Here is a 20326-nt window from a genome sequence, read left to right as displayed (position 1 = left end):
GGAGGAAGATATGCGAGAAGAAGGACTGGGCTGGGAAGCGCGGACCCAAAGAAGGCAGCAAGAAGCTACGCCTGTTTTAGATCGCCTGGAAACCTGGCTGAAGGAACATGCCCTCAAAACTCTCTCGGGCAGTCCCTTGGGTAAAGCTATCGACTACAGCTTACCGCGGTGGAAGGGGCCAAGCGCTTATGTGCAGCACGGGCAGCTGGAAATCGACAACAATCTTGTGGAAAACGCGATACGACCGCTTGCCATCGGCAGGAAGAACTACCTTTTCGTCGGCTCACATGATGCAGCAGAAGCTACTGCTGCGATGTACTCCTTTATGGCCACATGCAAAAAGAACAATGTCAACGAACTCGAATGGCTCACTGACGTCTTCGGGCGAATCCAGTCCCATAAGCAAAAGGACCTCTATCAGCTTCTGCCAAATAACTGGGCTAACTACAGGGACGCTCCCAAATAGTCCGATATGGGTTCCTCGGACGTTTACAGATAACCAGGAAAATGGTGAAGGACTATTAAAAAGTATCAAGTCTAAAATTCCGTTGGGTAACAGAATGACTACTCCGCAGGAAATTGCCGATGTCGCTTTGTTTCTTGTTTCGGAGAGATCTTCGCATACTACAGGTCAATATTTTTTTGTAGATGGAGGGTATGTCCATCTTGACCGGGCTGTACTTGATCTTTGACCTTATAAAATGTAAATTTCACAATCTGCTTTCCTTTAGGGAAATTAGTGTTTGAAATTATAAACAGACAAATCAACACACATGATTTTTCCATTTTACATAGAGAAAAGACTAAAGTCCGTTTTCCTTGCAAAGGATAAAAATCAACCCCTTATGCCTGCTTATACACTGCCCGCAAGCGAACCACACCAACCGTAAACCACCAGCCTTACAATTTTATATAAATTATCATGGGTGCTATACATAGAATATGTATAACTGCTTCATATTTGATTCGCAGTCTTATTTAGCGTAAGCGACAGATCGCATTTCCCGTATCACAGTGACTTTGATCTGCCCCGGATACTGCATGTCTTTTTCAATTTTCTGAGAAATATCAAAAGAAAGCTGACCGGCGCGATCATCCTTGACAGTATCTGCATCTACCATCACCCTTAACTCTCGTCCTGCCTGAATTGCATAGCACTTGTTGACCCCGTCGAAACTTAGCGCCAGTTCCTCGAGCTCCTTCAGGCGCTTAATATAGCTTTCCATAATCTCACGTCTCGCGCCAGGTCTAGCACCTGAAACAGCATCACAAGCCTGCACAATGGGAGAAATAAGACTTGTCATTTCTATTTCATCGTGGTGCGCCCCGATGGCATTACATACTATCGGGTGTTCCTTGTACTTCTTGGCGAGGTCCATACCCAGGATGGCATGAGGCTTTTCCGGTTCTTCCGGCCATACTTTACCGATATCATGGAGCAGTCCTGCTCGTTTGGCTTGTTTTGGGTTCATGCCAATCTCAGAGGCCATGGTGGCACATAAGTTAGCCACCTCACGTGAGTGTTGTAACAGGTTTTGACCATAAGATGAACGAAAGCGCATTCTACCTACCATCTTGATCAACTCCGGATGAAGTCCATGGATACCAAGATCAATGGCAGTTCTCTCACCGGTTTCTACGATCTCTTCTTCAATGTTTTTCTTGGTTTTAGCTACAATCTCCTCAATTCTTGCAGGGTGTATTCTACCATCCACCACGAGTCGGTGCAGCGATAGCCGTGCTATTTCTCTGCGTACCGGATCAAAACCAGAGATGATGATAGCTTCCGGTGTATCATCGACGATAATTTCCACACCGGTAGCGGCTTCCAGCGCGCGAATGTTTCTCCCTTCACGACCTATTATCTTACCTTTGATATCATCACTTTCAATATTAAAGATAGATACACAGTTTTCAATGGCATGTTCAGTTGCAGTACGTTGTATGGTTTCAACTACAATCTTTTTAGCTTCTTTCGTTGCGGTAAGTTTAGCTTCTTCAATGATGTCTTTAATGAAAGAAGATGCCTTGGATTCTGCTTCTACCTTCATGGACTCTACTAATTGTTCACGTGCATCGTCCGCCGTAAGATTTGATATCTTTTCCAGAATACTCACCTTCTGCTGATTGAATTTGTCCAATTCAACTTTCTTTTTGTTCACCACTTCCAGTTGTGTCTCAAGCTTTTCCCGGAGGCTTTTTATATCTGATTCTTTACGATTGACCTTTTCAAACTCTTTGGACAGAGTTTGCTCTTTTTGCCTTAATTTATTCTCATTGCTGATGAGTTGGCTCTTTTTACGGTTACTTTCTTCCTCAAAGTCAGATTTTAGTTTCAGGAACTTTTCTTTAGCCTCTAAAATTTTATCCTTTTTAATATTCTCAGCTGAAATTTCTGCTTCCTTTATAATCAACTTGGCTTTTTCTTCCAGCTCGAGTTCTTTAGCCTTATTGGCTTTTGCCACCAGGGTTTTTCCTATAAACAAACCTGTTCCCAAGGCAACTACTGCTGTGATGACCAGATAAACAATCAATAAGTCCATTTTTCTATATGTAGTTAATCTTAAAATTCATCAGACTGGTCGCTAGGTAATGATATGAAATGAAGCTGTTTCAATACATTCAGAGAGTGATAGAAACAGAGCTTTCCGGTATTTAACCTAAGCCAGATCTTTAAAATAGACTCTAAAGAGAGGTGCTGAGGGAAAGAAAAATTCTAAAGGGATTTGCTAATCAACTTATTAAGATGTTCAATTCGTTCTATGGTAGCGGAGTCATCAGCACTTAACTGTTTATCTTCCATTTCCAGTTTGTCCACCAAACTATCAAAAGCCACCATTGCGAGCAGGTCTTGGTTGTCATTGATGCCAAATTGTTCTCTGTAAGACCGTAGCCTTTCATTGATCTTTTTGCCGGCCTTCCTTACCCTTTCTTCATCTTCAGGCTTCACTTTCATAGGATACTCCCTGTCAGCTATTTTTATTTTGATCGAGAGTATGTCCATTTCCGGCTGATGTTATTATTAGCTTAAATGCGTAATGCATTTATCAATCTCTTTGATATATTCGTCTATCTTCCTCTTAAGCTCTGACGTATCTTCATCAGAATCTATTTCCCTTACAATCTTACTAATTTTAATCTTATTTTGAAAGCTGGCAATTTGTTCGTCTTTTGCCTTCAAAAAAGACCTAAGTTCGTCATTTTCTTGCTGTAAAGAAGCGATGTGATCTTTGGAGGATCGATGTTCTTTGAGTAATAAATTGAGTTTGCGTTCTAGTGTGGATAGATGTGATTTTAGAAGATCCTGACTCATATTTATTTTCTTATTATAGCTCCAAGTTCGTTTTCAAAGGCCTGCATCATTTTGTTCATAACGCGATCAATGACCTTATCAGTGAGTGTCTTTTCTTTATCCTGAAGAACAAAGCTCATCGCATAGGCTTTTTTATCTTTGCCTACTTTCTCCCCCTCATACACATCAAACACATTTATGTTTCTCACAAGATGTTGATTATGCCTCTTCGCAATGGCCTGGATTTCCTGGAAAGCAACACTTTTGTCAAGGACTAAAGAAAGGTCTCGTCTTACTTCTGGAAACTTTGATACTTCTTGATATACTATATTATTATTTGTAAGCTTCAAAAGCAAGTCCCAATCCATGTCAGCATAAAATAATTCTTGTTTAATGCCTGATTCTTTTAACAATGTATCCTTTATTTTCCCATATGTAACCAACACCTGCTTATTCAGTGACATTTCCAACGCATAATCATAAGGATACTGATGAATTACATCAGACTCCAACTTTGAATCGGCCAGTCGTTTTAATACAAGTTGAACAGCGCTGGCCAAATCATGGAATTTTATTTTTTCTGCCCGGGCCGTCCAGCTTTCAGCTTGCCTGTATCCACTCATAAATAAACCTAACCTAACTCTCTCATTGTAGTCTTTATCCTGCCTGAAGTAGTTCTTGCCGAATTCAAAAAATTTAAGGTTTGTTTGCTTTCTGTTAATGTTGTAGGCAGCCACTTCCAAACCGTTATATAATAGGCTTTGTCTTAGTACACCAAGGTCTTCACTCAATTTATTCAGAACTTCTACACTTTGCGCACTATCAAGGTCTTCTGCTTTTTCAGCATAAACAGGTTTTGTGAGTGAGTTAGTCATAATCTCATAGAAGCCATTAGCTACTAATAACTCTGTGATGCCTTTCTGTGTTTTACTGGCGTCTTTTTGAGGGAACTCAGCCAGGTAGTCACTATTGAAGCTTTCAGGGATGGTAATATTGTTGAAACCATAAATACGCAATATTTCTTCAGCTATATCTGCCTCACGTTGTACATCTACACGATAAGGTGGGACAGAAGCGAGAAACTTGTCTTTGCTCTCCTCTTCAATTTCGATATCAAGTGAGCCTAATATTTCAAAAATACGTTGCCTCTCGAGTTCGATGCCGAGGAGCCGATAAATGTTTTTGAATTTTACTTCAATTCTGAAGTTCTCAACTTCTTTAGGATATAGATCTATGATCTCAGAAGACACTTCGCCCCCCGAAAGTTCTTTAATTAACAGGGCAGCTCTTTTCGCAGCATATACACAAACCCTTGGGTCCGTACCTCGCTCATACCTGAACGATGCGTCCGTTTTTAGCTGGTGACGTTGGGCTGTTTTTCTGATACTGTCAGCAGAGAAATAAGCACTTTCCAGGAAAATGTTTTGAGTAGTTTCTTTCACACCGGAACCTATTCCACCAAACACACCGGCAATACACATCCCTTCTGACTTTCCATTGCAGATCATTAAGTCGGCAGCGCTGAGTAATCGCTCTTTTTCATCCAGGGTAGTAAATTTGCTTCCCTCCGGCAAAGTTTTGACGATCACTGTGTCTTCTGCAATTTCATCGGCATCAAAAGCATGAAGTGGTTGTCCTACCTCATGCTGGACGAAATTGGTAACATCAACAATATTATTAATTGGAGTTAGTCCTATGGCAACTAATCGCTGTTGTAACCATTCCGGAGATTCCTTGACGGTTACATTGCTAATAGTCAGCCCTACATATCTTGGGCAGGCATCTTGATTTTCTACTTTAATAGTAATGGGGCGATCATTATTTTCTACAACGAACTCATCAACAGCAGGCCATTTGACTTCGGTTTGCAAAGCAGCTTTCAGGTCCCGTGCTGTACCCAGATGAGAAGCAGCATCTGCCCGGTTCGGTGTTAATCCAATTTCGAAAACGTGGTCATCGTCCAGGTCAAAATAATCAGATGCTGGTGTACCATTTGGTACGTCAGTATCAAGCACCATAATCCCATCATGACTTTGACCCAAGCCTATTTCATCTTCAGCACAAATCATTCCTTCAGATACTTCTCCTCTTATTTTTGCTTTTTTAATTTTAAAAGCATCATGACCCGTAGGGTATAGTGTAGCGCCTACCGTTGCAACTACCACTTTTTGACCTGATTGAACATTAGGGGCGCCACAGACTATGGGAGATGGAGTTTCTTCTCCTATATCCACTGTAGTTATCTTAAGTTTGTCTGCATTAGGATGTTTTTCACAAGTGAGGACTTCACCTATCACTATACCCGCGAGCCCGCCTTTCACCGATTCAATTTTTTCTATACCTTCTACTTCAAGCCCTGTGTCTGTAAGTATTTGACCTATTTTTTCAGGCGTATCATTTAGATCAATGTACGTCTTGAGCCAGTTTAAGGATATTTTCATATTGTACTCAGAATACTGTTAAGTTGAAGCGTGCAAAGTTAACTATTTTAACGATTTGATAGAGGGATTATAAATGGTTGTTTATTCCTCTGGTTACTTTGGCTTGTTACTCAAAATTTTAATCATAATGAACCTGTAAGAGATATGTTTAGCATACACAGGCACACTGTGATACGGATCAATGATATTATAAGGGCTTTGAAGGGGTGATCAATCCGTAAGGTAACTTTTTTCTCCAGCCGTGATAGCAATATCCAAAAGGTTTTCTTTTGGAGGAAACGGACAGCTGAAACCTGCTGAATACGCACAATATGGATTATATGCCAGGTTGAAATCCAGAATGATGGTTTTATCACCGGCATGATCTACATCCAGATAGCGCCCGGCACCATAAGTATCTATAGCACTGGTGGCATCTCCGAAAGCAAGAAATAATACATTTTCAGTAACATTTTCCAGAATGAGCAATTTGTTTTCTTTATCTAACAGAGGGAAAATAGCATATCCGTATTCAAGGTATTGCTCTTTTTTGCCATCGTTAGTTCCAAGTGTAATTATTTTAGGATTAGGGATAGGTTCAAAACGTCCTTTAACCTTAAAGGACTTATCTGCCGGGTAGTGATTCAATCCCTGGAAGGTAACACTATCTTTAGCAAATGGTGATTCATCCGAGTATCTCATAAATCTATCTTGCTCCTCCCGCTCTTTTTCTATGTACTCAGCATATTCTTCGGGGGTTTGATCACCTGAACCGGCATAAAAAACAATACCTCCAATAACGACCAATACAATAATCAATACAATCCTATTCCTTTTCATGCTCAAAGCAGATTTTCATCTGTAAAGCTAAAATACCCATTATCAGTAAATATCAAATGATCCAGGAGCGATACATCCAACGTTTTGCCGGCCTCTTTCATTTTTTGTGTAAGCCTTATATCTTGCTGGCTCGGCTTCAGATTTCCGGAAGGGTGATTATGGACCAATATAATGCCCGAAGCTAATTCTTCCAGGGCTGCTTTAAAAATGATTCTGGGATCTGCAACTGTACCTGATACACCTCCACTGCTTACGAGTTGTTTTTTAATGACAATATTACTCTTACTGAGCAAGACACACCAAAACTCTTCATGGGATAAATCCATAAGCTCTTGGCCCATTAGCTTATACACATCATTACTGCAGGTAATCTTGGGTTTTTTAGAAACCTCGGCCTCTTTTCGCCGGCGTCCCAATTCCATAGCTGCCACGATACCAATAGCTTTAGCTTCTCCTATACCTTTGAATTTTTTAAGATCGTTTACAGACAACTTTGCAAGCCGGTTAAGGTCATTTTCAATAGAACTTAGTATACCTTTGGCTACGTCGACTGCATTCAACGAGGGTGTACCTGAACCTATAATGATGGCGATAAGCTCTGCTTCTGACAAGGCCGATTTTCCCTTCAGGGAAAGCTTTTCTCTAGGACGATCTTCTTCTGCCCAATCTTTGATATTCAAATAGCGGTATGTCTTCATTAATTACCCAAATTTTTGCCTGATTTCTATAGTGTACAAATATGTGGTGAATGAGTATAAATTAAAAAGCCCTGCCATCATTGATGGCAGGGCTTTTTAATTTATAAGATTAAATGCTACAGGATCTGTCTTCTATGCCAGACCGTTTACATATTTAGTGAGTTTCGACTTGTTGTGAGCTGCTTTATTCTTGTGAATAATGTTTTTCTTAGCCAACTTGTCAATCATTGAAACAACTTTCTTTAACAGTTCGGATGCTTCACTTTTGTCAGTAGTCTGGCCCAGTTGTTTAATATAGGTTCTTGTGGTCTTATGTTGGTACCTGTTTCGTAACCTCTTCGCATTATTAGACCTGATCCTTTTTAGTGCTGATTTATGATTTGCCATATCCGGTTTATTTCAACTGCTCTTTAATTTTGAGTGTGCAAAGTTAAGGGTAATTATTTTATTTGCAAAACTGAACCTTTTAATATTTAATGTAAATCAGTACTTAAACAATTCAAAGAAGCCACCTTGACCCGATATCTCGTAGTTACGCTAATTTGCTTAAGCCTTCCCATCAAAGCCAATTTTTGGGGGTTTTATGCTCATCAAATGATCAACCGTATGGCAGTATTTACCTTGCCACCCGAAATGATCGGTTTCTATAAACACCATGTTCAATATCTTTCTGAAAATGCTGTGAATCCGGACAAGCGTCGATATGCTGTGGAAGAAGAAGCTGCACGTCATTACATTGATATAGATGTTTACGGAGATAGTGCTGTTTATCATATGCCCAGATACTGGAAAGATGCAGTACAAAGGTACCCGGAGGATACATTGAAAATGTACGGCATTGTGCCCTGGTATGTGAATAAAATGCGATACAGACTGACAGATGCTATGAGAGTTCGTGATGCTGCTTCAATATTGCGTTTATCGGCTGAGTTGGGTCATTATGTTGCGGATGCCAATGTGCCTCTACATACTACGGAAAATTATAATGGTCAGCTGACCGGTCAAAAAGGCATTCACGGTTTGTGGGAGTCGCGTTTGACAGAACTGTTTGCAACGGAATATGACTTTTTTGTAGGGAAAGCGAGTTATCTCGAACGACCTCAAGTAACCATATGGAATGCTGTCATCCAAGCGCATGAGGCACTGGATTCTGTGCTGTTTTTTGAAAAAGAGCTTACAACAAAATTTGGACCGGACAAAAAATATGGATATGAAACGCGTGGTAACCAAACTATAAAGACCTATTCATATAAATTTTCCCAGGCATATCATCGTGTATTGAATGGTATGGTTGAACGTCAGATGCTGCGTTCTGTGAAAATGACCGGCGATTTTTGGTATACCTGCTGGGTTGATGCTGGTCAGCCTGATTTGCAGGAAATGATAGATTTTGAATTTAGCGAAGAGGAATTAGCTCAGCGTTATAAAGAACTGGAAGAATGGAAGAAGAGACGCTTAAAGAGTAAAAGAAAACATGAAAGTGGGGTTGATCTATGAGCTTTCAACCTATTTGAAAGCTCATAGATAAGACATTTATTCTTCCGCTATGGTACTGTCAGATGCTTCGGTGACAGGTTCCATCACTTCAGCTGTCGGCACGGGTTTGGCTTCAGCGATTTGTTTGAGATCGCTCAGACCTTTTTCAAACATTGGCATCATTTCCTCATTTACGTCCATAAGCCCCATAAAGAACCTACCTACCTGGTCAATGTCCTTATAATTGTAACCCCATACCACTTTAGTACCATTCTCTGCAGGTTCCAGGTTGAGATAACTGCTGAAGTTTCCATTAAAGCCTTCAAACTTCATTTGGGTTTTAATGCTTTTGTTTTCAACGGCTTCTATTATTTTAAGACTACCTATACCTAATTCGGGGTTTTCAGAGCTCCATTTTGAGGTAGCGCCTACACCTTCTTCCGGCCCTTCATATGTATATGCCCCAGGGTCCATGGCATACCAGGGTGACCAGGCATCCAGCTTTTTTATATTTACAGCTTCTTCATAAATGGTTTCCGGAGAGGCTGATATGACGATAGAGCTTTCCAGGTTTCCTTCAGCAGGTTGTCCTGAAGAAACGATAAAAAATGTGGCGGCAAAAATAACCACAACCACAGCCAGGATGATTCCAATAACTTTTAATACTTTCATTTTCAAATAGTTTTGGTTGGACTACAAGTTAATATCAAAAAACTAAGCCTGCAATACCCCTGATGAGGTGACTGTATATCCCATATGAACGATATAAACAACCTTTTCCAATATGACCTCAGTACTTGAAGCAAACATTACGACTCTCTTGCTCTATTCTTATTAGTTTTGTTCTATGAATTATCTGTCAGTTGATCAACTTTCCAAATCCTTTGGAGAGCGTACTTTATTTGAGAATATTTCTTTTGGACTCAGTCAGGGGCAAAAGATTGCGCTTGTAGGTGTAAATGGTAGTGGTAAGTCCACTTTACTTAAGATATTGGCCGGCATAGATAGTCCGGATCGTGGTCAGGTGGTGATTAATAGTGAGGTAAAGTTGGCTTACCTTGGGCAGCAACCGGATTTTGAACCTGATCTAACTATTTTAGAAGCTATACTTGCCGGCGATGATGCTGTATCACAGTTGATAAAAAAATATGAATACCACGTAGCGCGAGTTGATACTGATGCTGAAAGTGCAGAGAAGCTGACTGTACTCATAGAGCAAATGGAAGAGGCGGATGCCTGGAATTATGAAAGTCAGTTAAAAGAAATACTTGGTAAAGTAGGCATTCACAATCTGGAGCAAAAGATAGGCGAGCTTTCCGGAGGGCAGAAAAAGCGTGTAGGCCTGGCAAAGACATTAATAGAGAAGCCTGATCTCATCATATTAGATGAGCCTACAAACCATCTGGACCTGGCAGCCATAGAATGGTTAGAAAACTATTTTTCTTCTTCTCAATTGGCACTGATCATGGTTACACACGATCGTTATTTTCTGGATAACGTAACTACCGAGATTATTGAGCTCGAAAATGAGGGACTGTATCATTATCAGGGTAATTATGCCTATTTCCTTGAAAAGAAGACAGAGCGAGAACAAAATGCCCAAATAGAAAAGGATAAAGCCCGAAGTCAATATAAAAAAGAGCTGGAGTGGATACGCCGGCAGCCAAAAGCACGAGGAACAAAAGCTAAATACAGGGTAGAGGCCTTTGATGACATAAAGAAACGCGCTCATGTAAACCTGGAAAAGTCGGATGTAGTGCTTCAGGTGAGTGACCGCCGTCAGGGAGGTAAGATAGTAGAGCTGGAAAAAGTGACAAAGGCTTTTAATGGTCAACAAGTGATCCAGTCATTTAGCTATATATTTAAGAAAGGAGAGAAAATAGGTATAGTCGGTGAAAATGGCAGTGGTAAGTCTACTTTTCTTAATCTGATCAATCAAAAAATTATGCCTGACTCAGGTGAGGTGATACTTGGTCAGACCACTCTTATAGGGTATTATGAGCAAAAGGAACCTGACTTTCAGGCTGGACTTAAAGTAATTGATGTCGTTAAAGAGATTGCCGAAATAGTGAGCCTGTCGGACGGAAGCACCGTTTCTGCATCAAAATTCCTGACCCTGTTTAATTTTTCCGTAAAAGCCCAATATGATTATGTGGACAAGCTCAGTGGGGGAGAAAAGCGTAGGCTTCAGTTACTGCTGGTACTTATACGCAATCCTAATTTTTTGATCTTGGATGAGCCGACGAATGATCTGGATTTGATTACACTCCGTGTGCTGGAAGATTTTCTGGCTGGTTTTAAAGGATGTGTGATCATCGTTTCTCATGATCGTTATTTTATGGATCGTCTGGTTGAACAGCTTTTTGTATTTGAGAAAGGTAAAGCTATCCGACCCTTTACCGGAAATTATTCTGACTACAGGCAAGCAGAACGTCACTCTACAGAAAAAACTGTAGTAGAAGCCACCCGGGAGGTAAAGGAACGGGTAAAAACGGAGGCAAGAAAAATGTCTTTCAAGGAAAAAAGAGAACTCGAAGAAATTGAAAAAGAGCTGGAAACGATAAATGGCGAAAAAGAAAGATTAATAATTATGCTTAACTCAGGTGAAGGTGATCATGCGTTATTGGCTCAATGGGGGAAAGAACTAAAAATGCTGGAAGATAAAATTGATACAAAAGAGATGCGATGGCTCGAACTTTCAGAGTTAGAATAAATCTTACAACTATCTTATAACCATACCTTTAAATCTTAACCTCTGCCTCAGTTACGTCCAATGGATCATTGCATTCATCCAGTAATGTTAGCTGGGTCTTGTTCAGTACAGGGTGTATAAAACGGGGGGCCAGTTCTACCAATGGTACTAAAGTAAAGCGCCTTTCAGGAATGCCTGGGTGCGGAAGTTGCAATGTAACCGATGAAAGGATGGTTTGATGATAGTAAAGTATATCAATATCAATGATCCGGGCTCCCCATTTTTCCTTTCTTACCCTGCCTATTCTCTCTTCAATGGTAAGCAGTTCATGAAGCAGGAGTTCAGGAGATAAATTCGTGCGTACTTCTATAACCTGGTTATAAAAAGAAGGTTGGTCGGTTTTACCCCATGCAGCGGTTTCATAAATGGTAGACTGTCTTAAGACGGACGTTGGTGATTCCTTCATTAAGCGCAGATCAATTTCCTTTCTGGCAGAAGTCAGATTAGCCTTTTTATCAGCCAAATTGGAACCTAACAGTAGATATATTCCTTCCGTCATAATTGTGATCAAACTTAAAACAAATGGCGTTTAACTTATTAATTTTGAAGTTGATATTAAATGGAGAATTATGAGTTTTTTGAAAAATATGCTCTCTGCCTTAACGGCATTGATCATTTTTAGTGGATTAGTGCTAGTAGTGGTGGTAGGTATAGTAGGTGTAATTTCTTCGGAGGAACCTGTGACATTGGAATCTAATTCTATATTGCACTTAAAACTGAACAGACAGGTAGGTGAGCTCGAAAAGCAAAGCCCGTTAGAAGGTATATTTCCGGCGATAGCGGAGAACATTGGTCTGAAAGAATTGAAAGAAGCGATACTCAACGCCAAAGAAGACGATAAGATAAAAGGGATATTTTTGGAAACCCCGTTTATGATGTCGGGCATAGCTATAATAGAAGAAATACGGGATGCACTGATCGAATTTAAGGACTCTGGTAAGTTTGTGATATCCTATAGTGAGTTTTATACCGAGGGTGCTTATTACCTGGCTTCCGTGTCAGATAAAGTTTACATACACCCTGAAGGCGAACTGGAACTTAATGGATTAGCTGCTAATGTCACATTTTTTAAAGGAATGCTGGATAAACTTGAAGTAGAGCCCCAGGTATTCAGAGTGGGGGATTTTAAAAGTGCAGTAGAGCCTTTTTTAAGAACAGATATGAGTCCGGAAAACAGGTTGCAGTTGGAATCCATACTTAATTCTATTAATGATCATGTGCTGAGTAACATTGCTGAATCCCGTGGGATGGAATTGGAACAAGTTAAAAATATTTCCAATAAAATGCTTATACGTAATGCGCAGGATGCCAAGCGTGTAAATATCATTGATGACACCTACTATCTTGATCAGGTGTATAACGAGTTGAAGCAGTTGACTGGACTGGAAAAAGAAGATGAATTAGAAATCATTAACTATGATAAATACAAAAAGACTTTTTCCAGCTATGTTAACTCCAAAAATGTAGTAGCAGTTATCGTTGCTTCGGGTGATATTATTTCAGGCAAGGGAGATGACAACACGGTTGGGTCGGATAAATTTGCCAAAGAGATCAGGAAGGCACGTGAAAATGATAAAGTAAAAGCTATAGTAATGCGTATTAATTCTCCGGGGGGTAGTTTCATAGCGTCGGATGTTATGTGGAGGGAGATAAAACTGGCGGCACAAGAAAAGCCTGTTATAGCTTCCATGTCAGATGTGGCAGCATCTGGTGGTTATTACTTGGCCATGGCTTGTGATACCATACTGGCCCAGCCAAATACTATTACCGGATCAATCGGTATATTTTCCGTTATATTCAATGCGCAGGGTTTTTTGAATAATAAATTAGGCATTACAACGGAGGAAGTAGCTACTGGTGAGATATCCACACTCTATACCATGAGTAAACCACTTTCTGAGGAACAGCAAAGAATTATTCAAAAGAACACGGACGAAGGTTACGAAACGTTCATCTCAAAGGCTGCAGAAGGGAGACGGATGAGCCCGGATGCGATTAAGGTGATTGCGTCCGGCAGGGTATGGACTGGCGAGCAGGCGTTAAACAATGGATTAGTAGATATATTGGGAGGTATAGATGATGCGATCACCTTGGCAGCAGAAAAGTCCGGTGTTAACGAGGATTATAAAGTTAAATATTACCCCCGGCAAAAGCCGTTCATTGAACAATTATTAAGTGATCTTGAAGGAGAAACAAAGACCAGGATGATGCAGGAGCAACTAGGTCAGTTTTATCCCTATTTAAAACAATACGATAAGATCAAAAACCTTCAGGGCCTGCAAAGCAGGCTGCCATTTGATATGACAATACAATGATGAAGGTCATAGGCTTGGTCAGGGAATTATGCTTTTGATCATGTGTATTTCAAAAGGAATGTAATTAGATTTGAAACTATGAGTAGTATTAGAAATAACTGGACAAAAGAAGAGGTAGCAGAGATCTACCACTCGCCTATTATGGAGCTGATTTACAGAGCAGCTACCGTACACAGAGAATATAATGATGCAAGTGAGGTACAGGTATGCACACTGTTGTCAGTAAAGACAGGTGGGTGTCCGGAAGACTGTTCTTATTGCCCGCAGGCAGCCAGGTATAATACCGACGTTCAGGTTCATAAGCTATTGGATACCCAGGAGGTACTTGGTAGAGCCCTTGAAGCTAAAGAAGCCGGTAGTACACGCTTTTGTATGGGAGCAGCCTGGAGAGCAATTCGTGACAACCGTGATTTTGACAGTGTGTTGGAAATGGTGAAAAGTGTGAATTCCATTGGTATGGAGGTTTGCTGTACGTTAGGAATGCTTACGGAAGAGCAAGCTACAAAACTGAAGGAAGCAGGCCTGTATGCCTACAACCATAACCTGGACACCAGTGAAGAACATTATGATACGATTATCAGTACCCGTACTTACAATGACCGTTTAGACACCCTGGAAAACGTAAGGAAGGCAGATATTTCTGTTTGTTCAGGGGGTATTATAGGTCTCGGAGAAAAGGAAGAAGACCGGATCAGTATGTTACTCACCTTAGTGAACTTACCACAACATCCAGAATCGGTGCCTGTCAATGCACTCGTTCCTGTTGAAGGAACACCATTGGAAGACCAGCCACGTGTGAGCGTATGGGAGATGGTACGTATGATAGCCACAGCACGCATACTGATGCCAAAATCCATGGTACGACTTTCTGCCGGAAGAGTTATGATGGACCTGGAAGAACAAGCATTGTGTTTTATGGCCGGTGCTAACTCAATATTTGCCGGAGATAAGTTACTTACTACTCCTAATCCGAAAGTAGTAAAAGACCAGGAAATGTTTCAGGTACTTAATCTTAAGCCGAGGAAATCTTTTAAAAATGAAAAGGAGCCTGTATTGGAATCTTGATTTCTAGAGAAGTTTATACATACCCTGAGTCTTATAACTTATCATACGACTCAGGGTTTTACTACCTAATGGTGAACTCAGTTCAGCCCACCACTATTACCATTGCTTTAGATTTTCTGTCCTCCGCTCATTCGTTTGCGTTCGTTTTCATCCAGGTAGATCTTCCTCATTCGTATAGATTTAGGCGTGATTTCCAGGTACTCATCTTTTTGGATGTATTCCATTCCTTCCTCAAGGGAGAATTTCCTTGGAGGAACAATCTTCGCGTTTGAATCCGAACCTGAAGCGCGCATGTTGGTGAGCTTTTTTCCCTTCTGAACATTTACCACCAGGTCATTATCCCTGGAGTGTTCACCTATCACCTGACCTGTATACAAATCTATACCTGGTTCTACAAAAAATATACCTCTGTCCTGGAGTTTATCGAGCGTGTAGGGTGTAGCCGGACCTGACTCCATAGAAATCAGAGACCCATTAATACGTCCGGGGATATCGCCCTTGAAGGGCGCATATTCTTTAAAGCGGTGAGTCATAATAGCCTCTCCACCTGTAGCTGTCAGCACATTATTTCTTAATCCAATTAATCCTCTTGCCGGAATATCAAATTCCAAATGCTGTAAATCGCCCTTGGGTTCCATGATGGTCATTTCTCCTTTTTTGGCGCTTACCAGCTCAATTACTTTTCCCGAAGTCTCTTCCGGTACATCGACTACCAAGTGTTCAATCGGCTCATGCTTTACTCCGTCGACTTCTTTGATCAGAACCTGAGGTTGACCAACCTGAAGTTCATAGCCTTCCCTTCTCATGGTTTCTATAAGCACGGATAAATGCAATATACCACGTCCAAATACGTTAAAACGATCTTCTGAGTCAGTTTCTTCAACACGCAGAGCGAGGTTTTTTTCAGTTTCTTTAAACAGTCTCTCTCTAAGATGCCTTGAAGTAACAAACTTGCCCTCTTTACCAAAGAATGGTGAGTTGTTAATGGTAAATAACATACTCATTGTTGGCTCATCTATAGCGATCCGTGGTAGTGGTTCAGGATTTTCAAAATCTGTGACTGTATCACCTAAGTCGAAATCCTCAACGCCAACAAGTGCACATATTTCACCTGAGGCAGCTTCAGGCACCTTTACCTTTCCAAGCCCTTCAAAAATATGTACTTCCTTTATTTTTATTCGTTTCAGTTTGTCATCTTTCTTACTCAATCCCAGGGTAGCCCCTTCTTTTATGACACCCTGACTAATCCGGCCTATGGCAATACGGCCAACGTAAGAGGAGAAGTCCAGTGAGGTGATCTGCATTTGGGGTACCCCGTCTTTCTGAGGTGCAGGCGGAATATGTTTTATTATAGCGTCCAGTAAAGGAAAAATCGTATCGGTAGGTTTGTTCCAGTCATCGCTCATCCAACCTTGCTTGGATGAGCCGTAAAGTGTAGGGAAATCTAACTGATCTTCCGTGGCATCGAGATTAAACATTAAGTCAAAAACCTGTTCATGGACCTCATCAGGACGACAATTTTCCTTATCGACTTTATTAACAACTACAATAGGTTTCAACCCTAAAGCCAACGCTTTGCTCAATACAAAACGTGTTTGGGGCATAGGTCCTTCGAAAGCATCGACCAAGAGTAGAACACCATCAGACATTTTGAGCACACGCTCTACCTCACCTCCAAAGTCGGCGTGGCCGGGGGTATCGATTATATTGATTTTGACATCATTATAACGAACAGAAACATTCTTTGAAACGATTGTGATACCTCGCTCTTTTTCTAAATCTTCATTGTCAAGAATAAGCTCTCCTGATTCCTGATTTTCCCTTAAGATTTTAGAAGCATGGATGATTTGATCTACCAGCGTAGTTTTGCCGTGGTCAACGTGGGCAATAATAGCCACGTTTCTGATGTTTTGCATAGTGTATATTTAAGCAGCAAAGCTACTAAAGTCTGGCAAAATTTATAGTGTAGGTCTGGGATAGTTTTTACGGTCTGTAAAGCGGGGTAAAGTAGCTTTTTTTTGCCTGGAAAATGGTGTCGATCTAATTTTTTCAGATCGAATAAAACTTTTGAATAGGTAACCGCAGGGTGTTACAAAAGCATGTAAGTTTTGCTTTCGAAATTGCACATTGGCGGGATATATATTGAGAAAAGGACTAAAACTTATATGACTCCAGGGCTATAAGTCGTTTATAATTAGTTATATAGGTGCTTTTTTTTAAATGTATGATTGAATATAACTATTTCTACATTGATGAGTAACTTGTAGGATTTTATGCCATTCTAAACAATATGAATTCAATATGCATTGCCTTTCAAAGAATAAAACGGTGAAATCAAAGTGAAATTCATAAGTTATACCGTCTTAGGCAATACGTGCGTTATATCATGGACGACTTCATTTGGCATTTTGAAAAACCACCATGGTTTTCCATAGATACATGAATATCCAGGTTTCATCGCCTTGTTATTATTTAATTATGAATACTAACAAGAACTTTTTAACTCCATCTATTTTTGTCATATTAAAATCCTGATATTAAAGGAATTAATAAGCCTAGAATGAATCTTCATCCTCAGCAACAAAACCTGGTAATGCTCTTTCTTGCTTGCTGTCGATAGATTGATTTTTATTATTGGCTCGCTCTCCTTTGTTAATTATTGTAAATGCAAATGATAGGGCTACAGCCATAGAAACAAGGGCAATTATTAATTTAGATTTCATAGTTTTAGTATTTAAATAAGTTGTTAATTTTTACCAGTTTTCATCGTGAACAGTGACGCCTGTGGCATCTGATCTCGACGTAGAAGGTTCGATTGCTTCTTCAGAGCAAGAAGAGAAGCCGATGGCAGTGATACAAAGAATAGTAAAGAGTATAATTTTGGTTTTCATATTTTTAAGGTTTATAAGGTTAGTTTTTACCAGTTTTCATCGTGAACGGTGACGCCTGTGGCATCCGAAGTAGATGTAGAAGGTTCGATCGCTTCCTCTGAACACGAGGAGAAGCCGATAGCAGTGATACTGAGAATTGTAAGGAGTATAATTTTAGTTTTCATATTTTTGGTTTAATAATTTGAAAGAGAAAAGTTTACCAGTTTTCATCGTGAACAGTGACGCCGGTAGCATCTGAAGTTGATGTTGATGGTTCTACTGCCTCTTCTGAACAACTGGAGACAATGGTGATAGTTAATACAAGAAAGGCGAATGTTAATGTTCTTTTCATTTTATTGGTTTTAGCTGGTTATTTAACTATTATTCACTTTGAAATTTTTATCATCTCTTACAAGTTGTCAAATGTGGACATCGAAATAAGTTGAAATGATTTGATACGAAGGTCATTCTTTTTTTGTACATATATGAAGCAATATTTGAGCTATCATTACGCATGTTTAGTAAACACATCATTTGTTTAATAAGCTTCTTCGTCTTAAGCTCCATTTTAGCAGCTGGTGTTCTGCTTGGTCAGAATAAAAAGCCTGCGGCAGACGAAGCCTTTAAGAAGTTTGTTTCATACAGACAAACGGACTTGGATAGTGCCTTATATTATGCTGAAGTTGCGTTGAATCTTGGCTATGAATCTCAAGACAGCATGATGGTGGTTCGGGCGGAACGAGCAGTCGGCTGGATATACCAAAAGAAAGGTGATTTTGAGCAAGCAATCAAGCATTATTCAATCAGTTTGCAAGTGGCTAAAAATAATGGGTTTGAAGACAGGGTAATCTATGCATTAAATAGTTTGGGTATTATCCATTATGAAAATGGTGAATATGATCAGGCCCTCGTCTATCACCTGGAGTCCCTGGGTTTACGTGAACGTCAAGGTAACAAATTGGATGTAGCTATATCAGCTAACAATATCGGCTTGATCTATTATCAAATCCGCAATTACGTGTTAGCGGCAGATTACCTGACGCGATCCGTTAGCCTGTACAGAGAAGCTAAACCCGGTAGTGAATTACCGGCCTTAGTCAATTTGGCCCTGTGTATGACTTCTTTAAACAGACATGATCAAGCGCTGCAATATTACGAGGAGGCGCTGGACCTTTGTGAAAATGAATGTGGTGAAAATATAGCCTTTGAATCGTACAGAGGTATTGGATTAAGTCATTATGCCAATGGAGATCAGAAATTGGCCAGGGAATATTTTTTGAAAGCGCTTAAAATTGCTCGGGAGTATGACTTGAAGATCAGAATAACTTCTGTACTCTATAATCTGGCCAGGCTGGATGTAGATATGGGTAAAATGGATAGTGCTTTGGTAAAGGTGTGGGAAGGTCAGGAAATAGCAAGTAAACATAATTATAAGCACTGGAGTAGTAAGAATTATGGACTGTTAGCCAGGATCTATGCTCTGGAAGAAGACTTTGAGTTAGCCTATAAGTATCAAACGATAAATGATTCCTTAAAAAATCTGATCATTAATGAAGATGTTATCATTCGGATGGCCAGTAGTCAGGCCAATTATCAGGAACGAGAGAATCTTGAAACTATCCAATCACAGGATGAAGAAATTTCCAGGAGGACAACGTTGCTCGCCCTGTTCGCGATCATCATTGTTTTAATCACTGTTATACTGGTCATTTTGTATCGTGTTAATAAATTAAGAAAGAAAATTAACCGGCAATTGTCTGATGCCAATGCAATAATTGAAACTAAAAATAAAGAGCTGAACGACATTAACAGTGTATTAGAAGAAAAAGTTAAGGAACGGACCAAGGAACTAAAAGAAACCAACGAGGCCTTATTACAGTCCAATATAGATCTGGATAACTTTATATATAAGACTTCTCATGATATCCGTGGTCCACTGGCTACGTTGCAAGGTATGTGCAATGTAGCGTTGATCGATATAGATGATGCCCAGTCATTGGACTATTTTCAAAAGATTGGAATGACTGCTAATCGGTTAAATGTTATCCTTTCAAAACTTTTGATTATTAATCAAATCAATAACTCTTTAATCACACTTCACGAAATTGATATCAGAAAAGTGGTGAAAGACATCCTGAAAGAATATAAAAAGGAGTTGGTCGCAAAATATATTAAGGTAGAAAATAAGATTGAAGAAGTTCCTGCTTTCAAATCAGATGATGCATTGGTCAAGATTATTTTGAACAATCTGATCTCAAATGCCTCTAAGTTCTACAACAGTTCGGACCGAATAGAATCTTGGATCAAAATAGAGGCCACAAGGCTTAATGGTCGTGTAGAGCTTAAGGTGATAGATAATGGTATTGGAATTGATGATAAGGTGGCGGGTAAGATCTTTGATATTTTTTCTAAAGCCTCAGAGGTGTCCGATAGTGCTGGCCTGGGCTTATACCTGGTCAGGCTGGCAGTAGAAAAGCTGAGGGGTACGATTAATCACTCAAAAACAAGAGAAGGACATACTCAGTTTACCGTAGGTCTTCCAATGGGATAGTTCTGCGTTCAATGTATGAAAAAGGTCAGTCCATAATATGAACCGGC

Annotated in this window: 21 protein-coding genes; 7 read left to right on the top strand and 14 right to left on the bottom strand. The window is 40.0% G+C overall.

Features of this window, described 5'->3' with window-relative positions; translation table 11 throughout:
• Together FNH22_RS27685 and FNH22_RS27680 are read left to right on the top strand one after the other, a co-directional pair.
• Positions 1 to 466: transposase (locus FNH22_RS27685; protein WP_143401772.1), on the top strand; the 466-nt coding region annotated here is incomplete at its 5' end.
• Positions 348 to 692, top strand: a complete 345-nt coding sequence (locus FNH22_RS27680; RefSeq protein WP_143401771.1) for an SDR family oxidoreductase — start codon at positions 348 to 350, stop codon at positions 690 to 692. The genes FNH22_RS27685 and FNH22_RS27680, both read left to right, overlap by 119 nt.
• A 282-nt stretch (positions 693 to 974) precedes the next feature.
• Here the strand turns inward: FNH22_RS27680 and rny are convergent, their stop codons facing one another.
• The 7 genes from rny to rpsT form a co-directional block, all read right to left on the bottom strand.
• Positions 975 to 2543, bottom strand: coding sequence for a ribonuclease Y (rny, locus tag FNH22_RS27675; protein WP_143401770.1), 1569 nt, complete (start codon positions 2541 to 2543; stop codon positions 975 to 977).
• A gap of 173 nt (positions 2544 to 2716) precedes the next feature.
• A complete protein-coding gene (locus tag FNH22_RS27670; RefSeq protein ID WP_143401769.1) occupies positions 2717 to 3004 on the bottom strand; it encodes a cell division protein ZapA in 288 nt (95 codons plus the stop codon).
• Between the two features lie 18 nt (positions 3005 to 3022).
• Positions 3023 to 3313, bottom strand: coding sequence for a hypothetical protein (locus FNH22_RS27665; RefSeq protein ID WP_143401768.1), 291 nt, complete (start codon positions 3311 to 3313; stop codon positions 3023 to 3025).
• Positions 3314 to 3315: 2 nt separating this feature from the next.
• Positions 3316 to 5733: a phenylalanine--tRNA ligase subunit beta gene (gene pheT / locus FNH22_RS27660; RefSeq protein WP_143401767.1), complete on the bottom strand. Its 2418-nt coding sequence runs from the start codon at positions 5731 to 5733 to the stop codon at positions 3316 to 3318.
• 210 nt (positions 5734 to 5943) lie between these two features.
• On the bottom strand, positions 5944 to 6552 hold the full coding sequence (locus FNH22_RS27655) for a DUF1684 domain-containing protein (protein WP_143401766.1): 609 nt from the start codon (positions 6550 to 6552) through the stop codon (positions 5944 to 5946).
• 2 nt (positions 6553 to 6554) lie between these two features.
• Positions 6555 to 7250 carry a DNA repair protein RadC gene (gene radC / locus FNH22_RS27650; protein ID WP_143401765.1) on the bottom strand — a complete coding sequence of 232 codons (696 nt, stop codon included), beginning with the start codon at positions 7248 to 7250 and terminating at the stop codon, positions 6555 to 6557.
• Between the two features lie 132 nt (positions 7251 to 7382).
• A complete protein-coding gene (rpsT, locus tag FNH22_RS27645; RefSeq protein ID WP_143401764.1) occupies positions 7383 to 7637 on the bottom strand; it encodes a 30S ribosomal protein S20 in 255 nt (84 codons plus the stop codon).
• Positions 7638 to 7856: 219 nt separating this feature from the next.
• Between rpsT and FNH22_RS27640 the strand changes: the two genes are divergently transcribed.
• On the top strand, positions 7857 to 8747 hold the full coding sequence (locus tag FNH22_RS27640; protein WP_370513202.1) for a zinc dependent phospholipase C family protein: 891 nt from the start codon (positions 7857 to 7859) through the stop codon (positions 8745 to 8747).
• A gap of 36 nt (positions 8748 to 8783) precedes the next feature.
• On the opposite strand, the gene FNH22_RS27635 is transcribed toward FNH22_RS27640, so the two are convergent.
• Positions 8784 to 9398 (bottom strand): SRPBCC family protein, encoded by a 615-nt coding sequence (locus FNH22_RS27635; RefSeq protein WP_143401763.1) that lies wholly within the window; start codon positions 9396 to 9398, stop codon positions 8784 to 8786.
• Positions 9399 to 9573: 175 nt separating this feature from the next.
• Between FNH22_RS27635 and FNH22_RS27630 the strand changes: the two genes are divergently transcribed.
• Entirely contained in the window at positions 9574 to 11439 is a 1866-nt protein-coding gene (locus FNH22_RS27630) for an ABC-F family ATP-binding cassette domain-containing protein (RefSeq protein ID WP_143401762.1), read from the top strand.
• Between the two features lie 28 nt (positions 11440 to 11467).
• Here the strand turns inward: FNH22_RS27630 and folK are convergent, their stop codons facing one another.
• Positions 11468 to 11977: a 2-amino-4-hydroxy-6-hydroxymethyldihydropteridine diphosphokinase gene (gene folK, locus FNH22_RS27625; RefSeq protein ID WP_143401761.1), complete on the bottom strand. Its 510-nt coding sequence runs from the start codon at positions 11975 to 11977 to the stop codon at positions 11468 to 11470.
• A 70-nt stretch (positions 11978 to 12047) separates the two neighbouring features.
• Between folK and sppA the strand changes: the two genes are divergently transcribed.
• Together sppA and bioB are read left to right on the top strand one after the other, a co-directional pair.
• A complete protein-coding gene (gene sppA / locus FNH22_RS27620; protein ID WP_143401760.1) occupies positions 12048 to 13793 on the top strand; it encodes a signal peptide peptidase SppA in 1746 nt (581 codons plus the stop codon).
• A gap of 78 nt (positions 13794 to 13871) precedes the next feature.
• Positions 13872 to 14858: a biotin synthase BioB gene (gene bioB / locus FNH22_RS27615; RefSeq protein WP_143401759.1), complete on the top strand. Its 987-nt coding sequence runs from the start codon at positions 13872 to 13874 to the stop codon at positions 14856 to 14858.
• A 107-nt stretch (positions 14859 to 14965) separates the two neighbouring features.
• On the opposite strand, the gene typA is transcribed toward bioB, so the two are convergent.
• From typA to FNH22_RS32750, 5 genes are all read right to left on the bottom strand, one after another.
• Positions 14966 to 16774, bottom strand: coding sequence for a translational GTPase TypA (gene typA, locus FNH22_RS27610; protein WP_143401758.1), 1809 nt, complete (start codon positions 16772 to 16774; stop codon positions 14966 to 14968).
• A gap of 639 nt (positions 16775 to 17413) precedes the next feature.
• A complete protein-coding gene (locus FNH22_RS32180) occupies positions 17414 to 17581 on the bottom strand; it encodes a hypothetical protein (protein WP_185154445.1) in 168 nt (55 codons plus the stop codon).
• A gap of 30 nt (positions 17582 to 17611) precedes the next feature.
• Positions 17612 to 17749: a hypothetical protein gene (locus FNH22_RS32175; RefSeq protein WP_185154444.1), complete on the bottom strand. Its 138-nt coding sequence runs from the start codon at positions 17747 to 17749 to the stop codon at positions 17612 to 17614.
• A gap of 26 nt (positions 17750 to 17775) precedes the next feature.
• Positions 17776 to 17913: a hypothetical protein gene (locus FNH22_RS32170; RefSeq protein ID WP_185154443.1), complete on the bottom strand. Its 138-nt coding sequence runs from the start codon at positions 17911 to 17913 to the stop codon at positions 17776 to 17778.
• 32 nt (positions 17914 to 17945) lie between these two features.
• Complete coding sequence (locus FNH22_RS32750) at positions 17946 to 18080, bottom strand: hypothetical protein (protein WP_255518173.1); 135 nt, start codon at positions 18078 to 18080, stop codon at positions 17946 to 17948.
• Positions 18081 to 18242: 162 nt separating this feature from the next.
• Here FNH22_RS32750 and FNH22_RS27605 point away from each other — a divergent pair, with 162 nt between their 5' ends.
• Positions 18243 to 20279 carry a tetratricopeptide repeat protein gene (locus FNH22_RS27605; protein WP_143401757.1) on the top strand — a complete coding sequence of 679 codons (2037 nt, stop codon included), beginning with the start codon at positions 18243 to 18245 and terminating at the stop codon, positions 20277 to 20279.
• Positions 20280 to 20326 lie beyond the last annotated feature (47 nt).

The sequence above is a fragment of the Fulvivirga sp. M361 genome (assembly GCF_007097395.1).
Lineage (GTDB): Bacteria > Bacteroidota > Bacteroidia > Cytophagales > Cyclobacteriaceae > Fulvivirga.
Note: the sequence above shows the minus strand (reverse complement) of the source record. Positions and strands in the feature narration are given on the sequence as shown.

Bases quoted from the DNA above. Each gene is read 5' to 3' on its own strand.
- FNH22_RS27640 (WP_370513202.1), top strand. From the start codon at position 7,857: ATGGCAGTATTTACCTTGCCACCCGAAATGATCGGTTTCTATAAACAC.
- typA (WP_143401758.1), bottom strand. From the start codon at position 16,774: ATGCAAAACATCAGAAACGTGGCTATTATTGCCCACGTTGACCACGGC.
- FNH22_RS27605 (WP_143401757.1), top strand. From the start codon at position 18,243: ATGTTTAGTAAACACATCATTTGTTTAATAAGCTTCTTCGTCTTAAGC.
- FNH22_RS27635 (WP_143401763.1), bottom strand. From the start codon at position 9,398: ATGAAAGTATTAAAAGTTATTGGAATCATCCTGGCTGTGGTTGTGGTT.
- sppA (WP_143401760.1), top strand. From the start codon at position 12,048: ATGAGTTTTTTGAAAAATATGCTCTCTGCCTTAACGGCATTGATCATT.
- rny (WP_143401770.1), bottom strand. From the start codon at position 2,543: ATGGACTTATTGATTGTTTATCTGGTCATCACAGCAGTAGTTGCCTTG.
- FNH22_RS27670 (WP_143401769.1), bottom strand. From the start codon at position 3,004: ATGGACATACTCTCGATCAAAATAAAAATAGCTGACAGGGAGTATCCT.
- FNH22_RS32750 (WP_255518173.1), bottom strand. From the start codon at position 18,080: ATGAAAAGAACATTAACATTCGCCTTTCTTGTATTAACTATCACCATT.
- pheT (WP_143401767.1), bottom strand. From the start codon at position 5,733: ATGAAAATATCCTTAAACTGGCTCAAGACGTACATTGATCTAAATGAT.
- FNH22_RS27680 (WP_143401771.1), top strand. From the start codon at position 348: ATGTCAACGAACTCGAATGGCTCACTGACGTCTTCGGGCGAATCCAGT.
- FNH22_RS32170 (WP_185154443.1), bottom strand. From the start codon at position 17,913: ATGAAAACTAAAATTATACTCCTTACAATTCTCAGTATCACTGCTATC.
- folK (WP_143401761.1), bottom strand. From the start codon at position 11,977: ATGACGGAAGGAATATATCTACTGTTAGGTTCCAATTTGGCTGATAAA.
- FNH22_RS27655 (WP_143401766.1), bottom strand. From the start codon at position 6,552: ATGAAAAGGAATAGGATTGTATTGATTATTGTATTGGTCGTTATTGGA.
- FNH22_RS27665 (WP_143401768.1), bottom strand. From the start codon at position 3,313: ATGAGTCAGGATCTTCTAAAATCACATCTATCCACACTAGAACGCAAA.
- FNH22_RS32180 (WP_185154445.1), bottom strand. From the start codon at position 17,581: ATGAAATCTAAATTAATAATTGCCCTTGTTTCTATGGCTGTAGCCCTA.
- FNH22_RS32175 (WP_185154444.1), bottom strand. From the start codon at position 17,749: ATGAAAACCAAAATTATACTCTTTACTATTCTTTGTATCACTGCCATC.
- bioB (WP_143401759.1), top strand. From the start codon at position 13,872: ATGAGTAGTATTAGAAATAACTGGACAAAAGAAGAGGTAGCAGAGATC.
- FNH22_RS27630 (WP_143401762.1), top strand. From the start codon at position 9,574: ATGAATTATCTGTCAGTTGATCAACTTTCCAAATCCTTTGGAGAGCGT.
- rpsT (WP_143401764.1), bottom strand. From the start codon at position 7,637: ATGGCAAATCATAAATCAGCACTAAAAAGGATCAGGTCTAATAATGCG.
- radC (WP_143401765.1), bottom strand. From the start codon at position 7,250: ATGAAGACATACCGCTATTTGAATATCAAAGATTGGGCAGAAGAAGAT.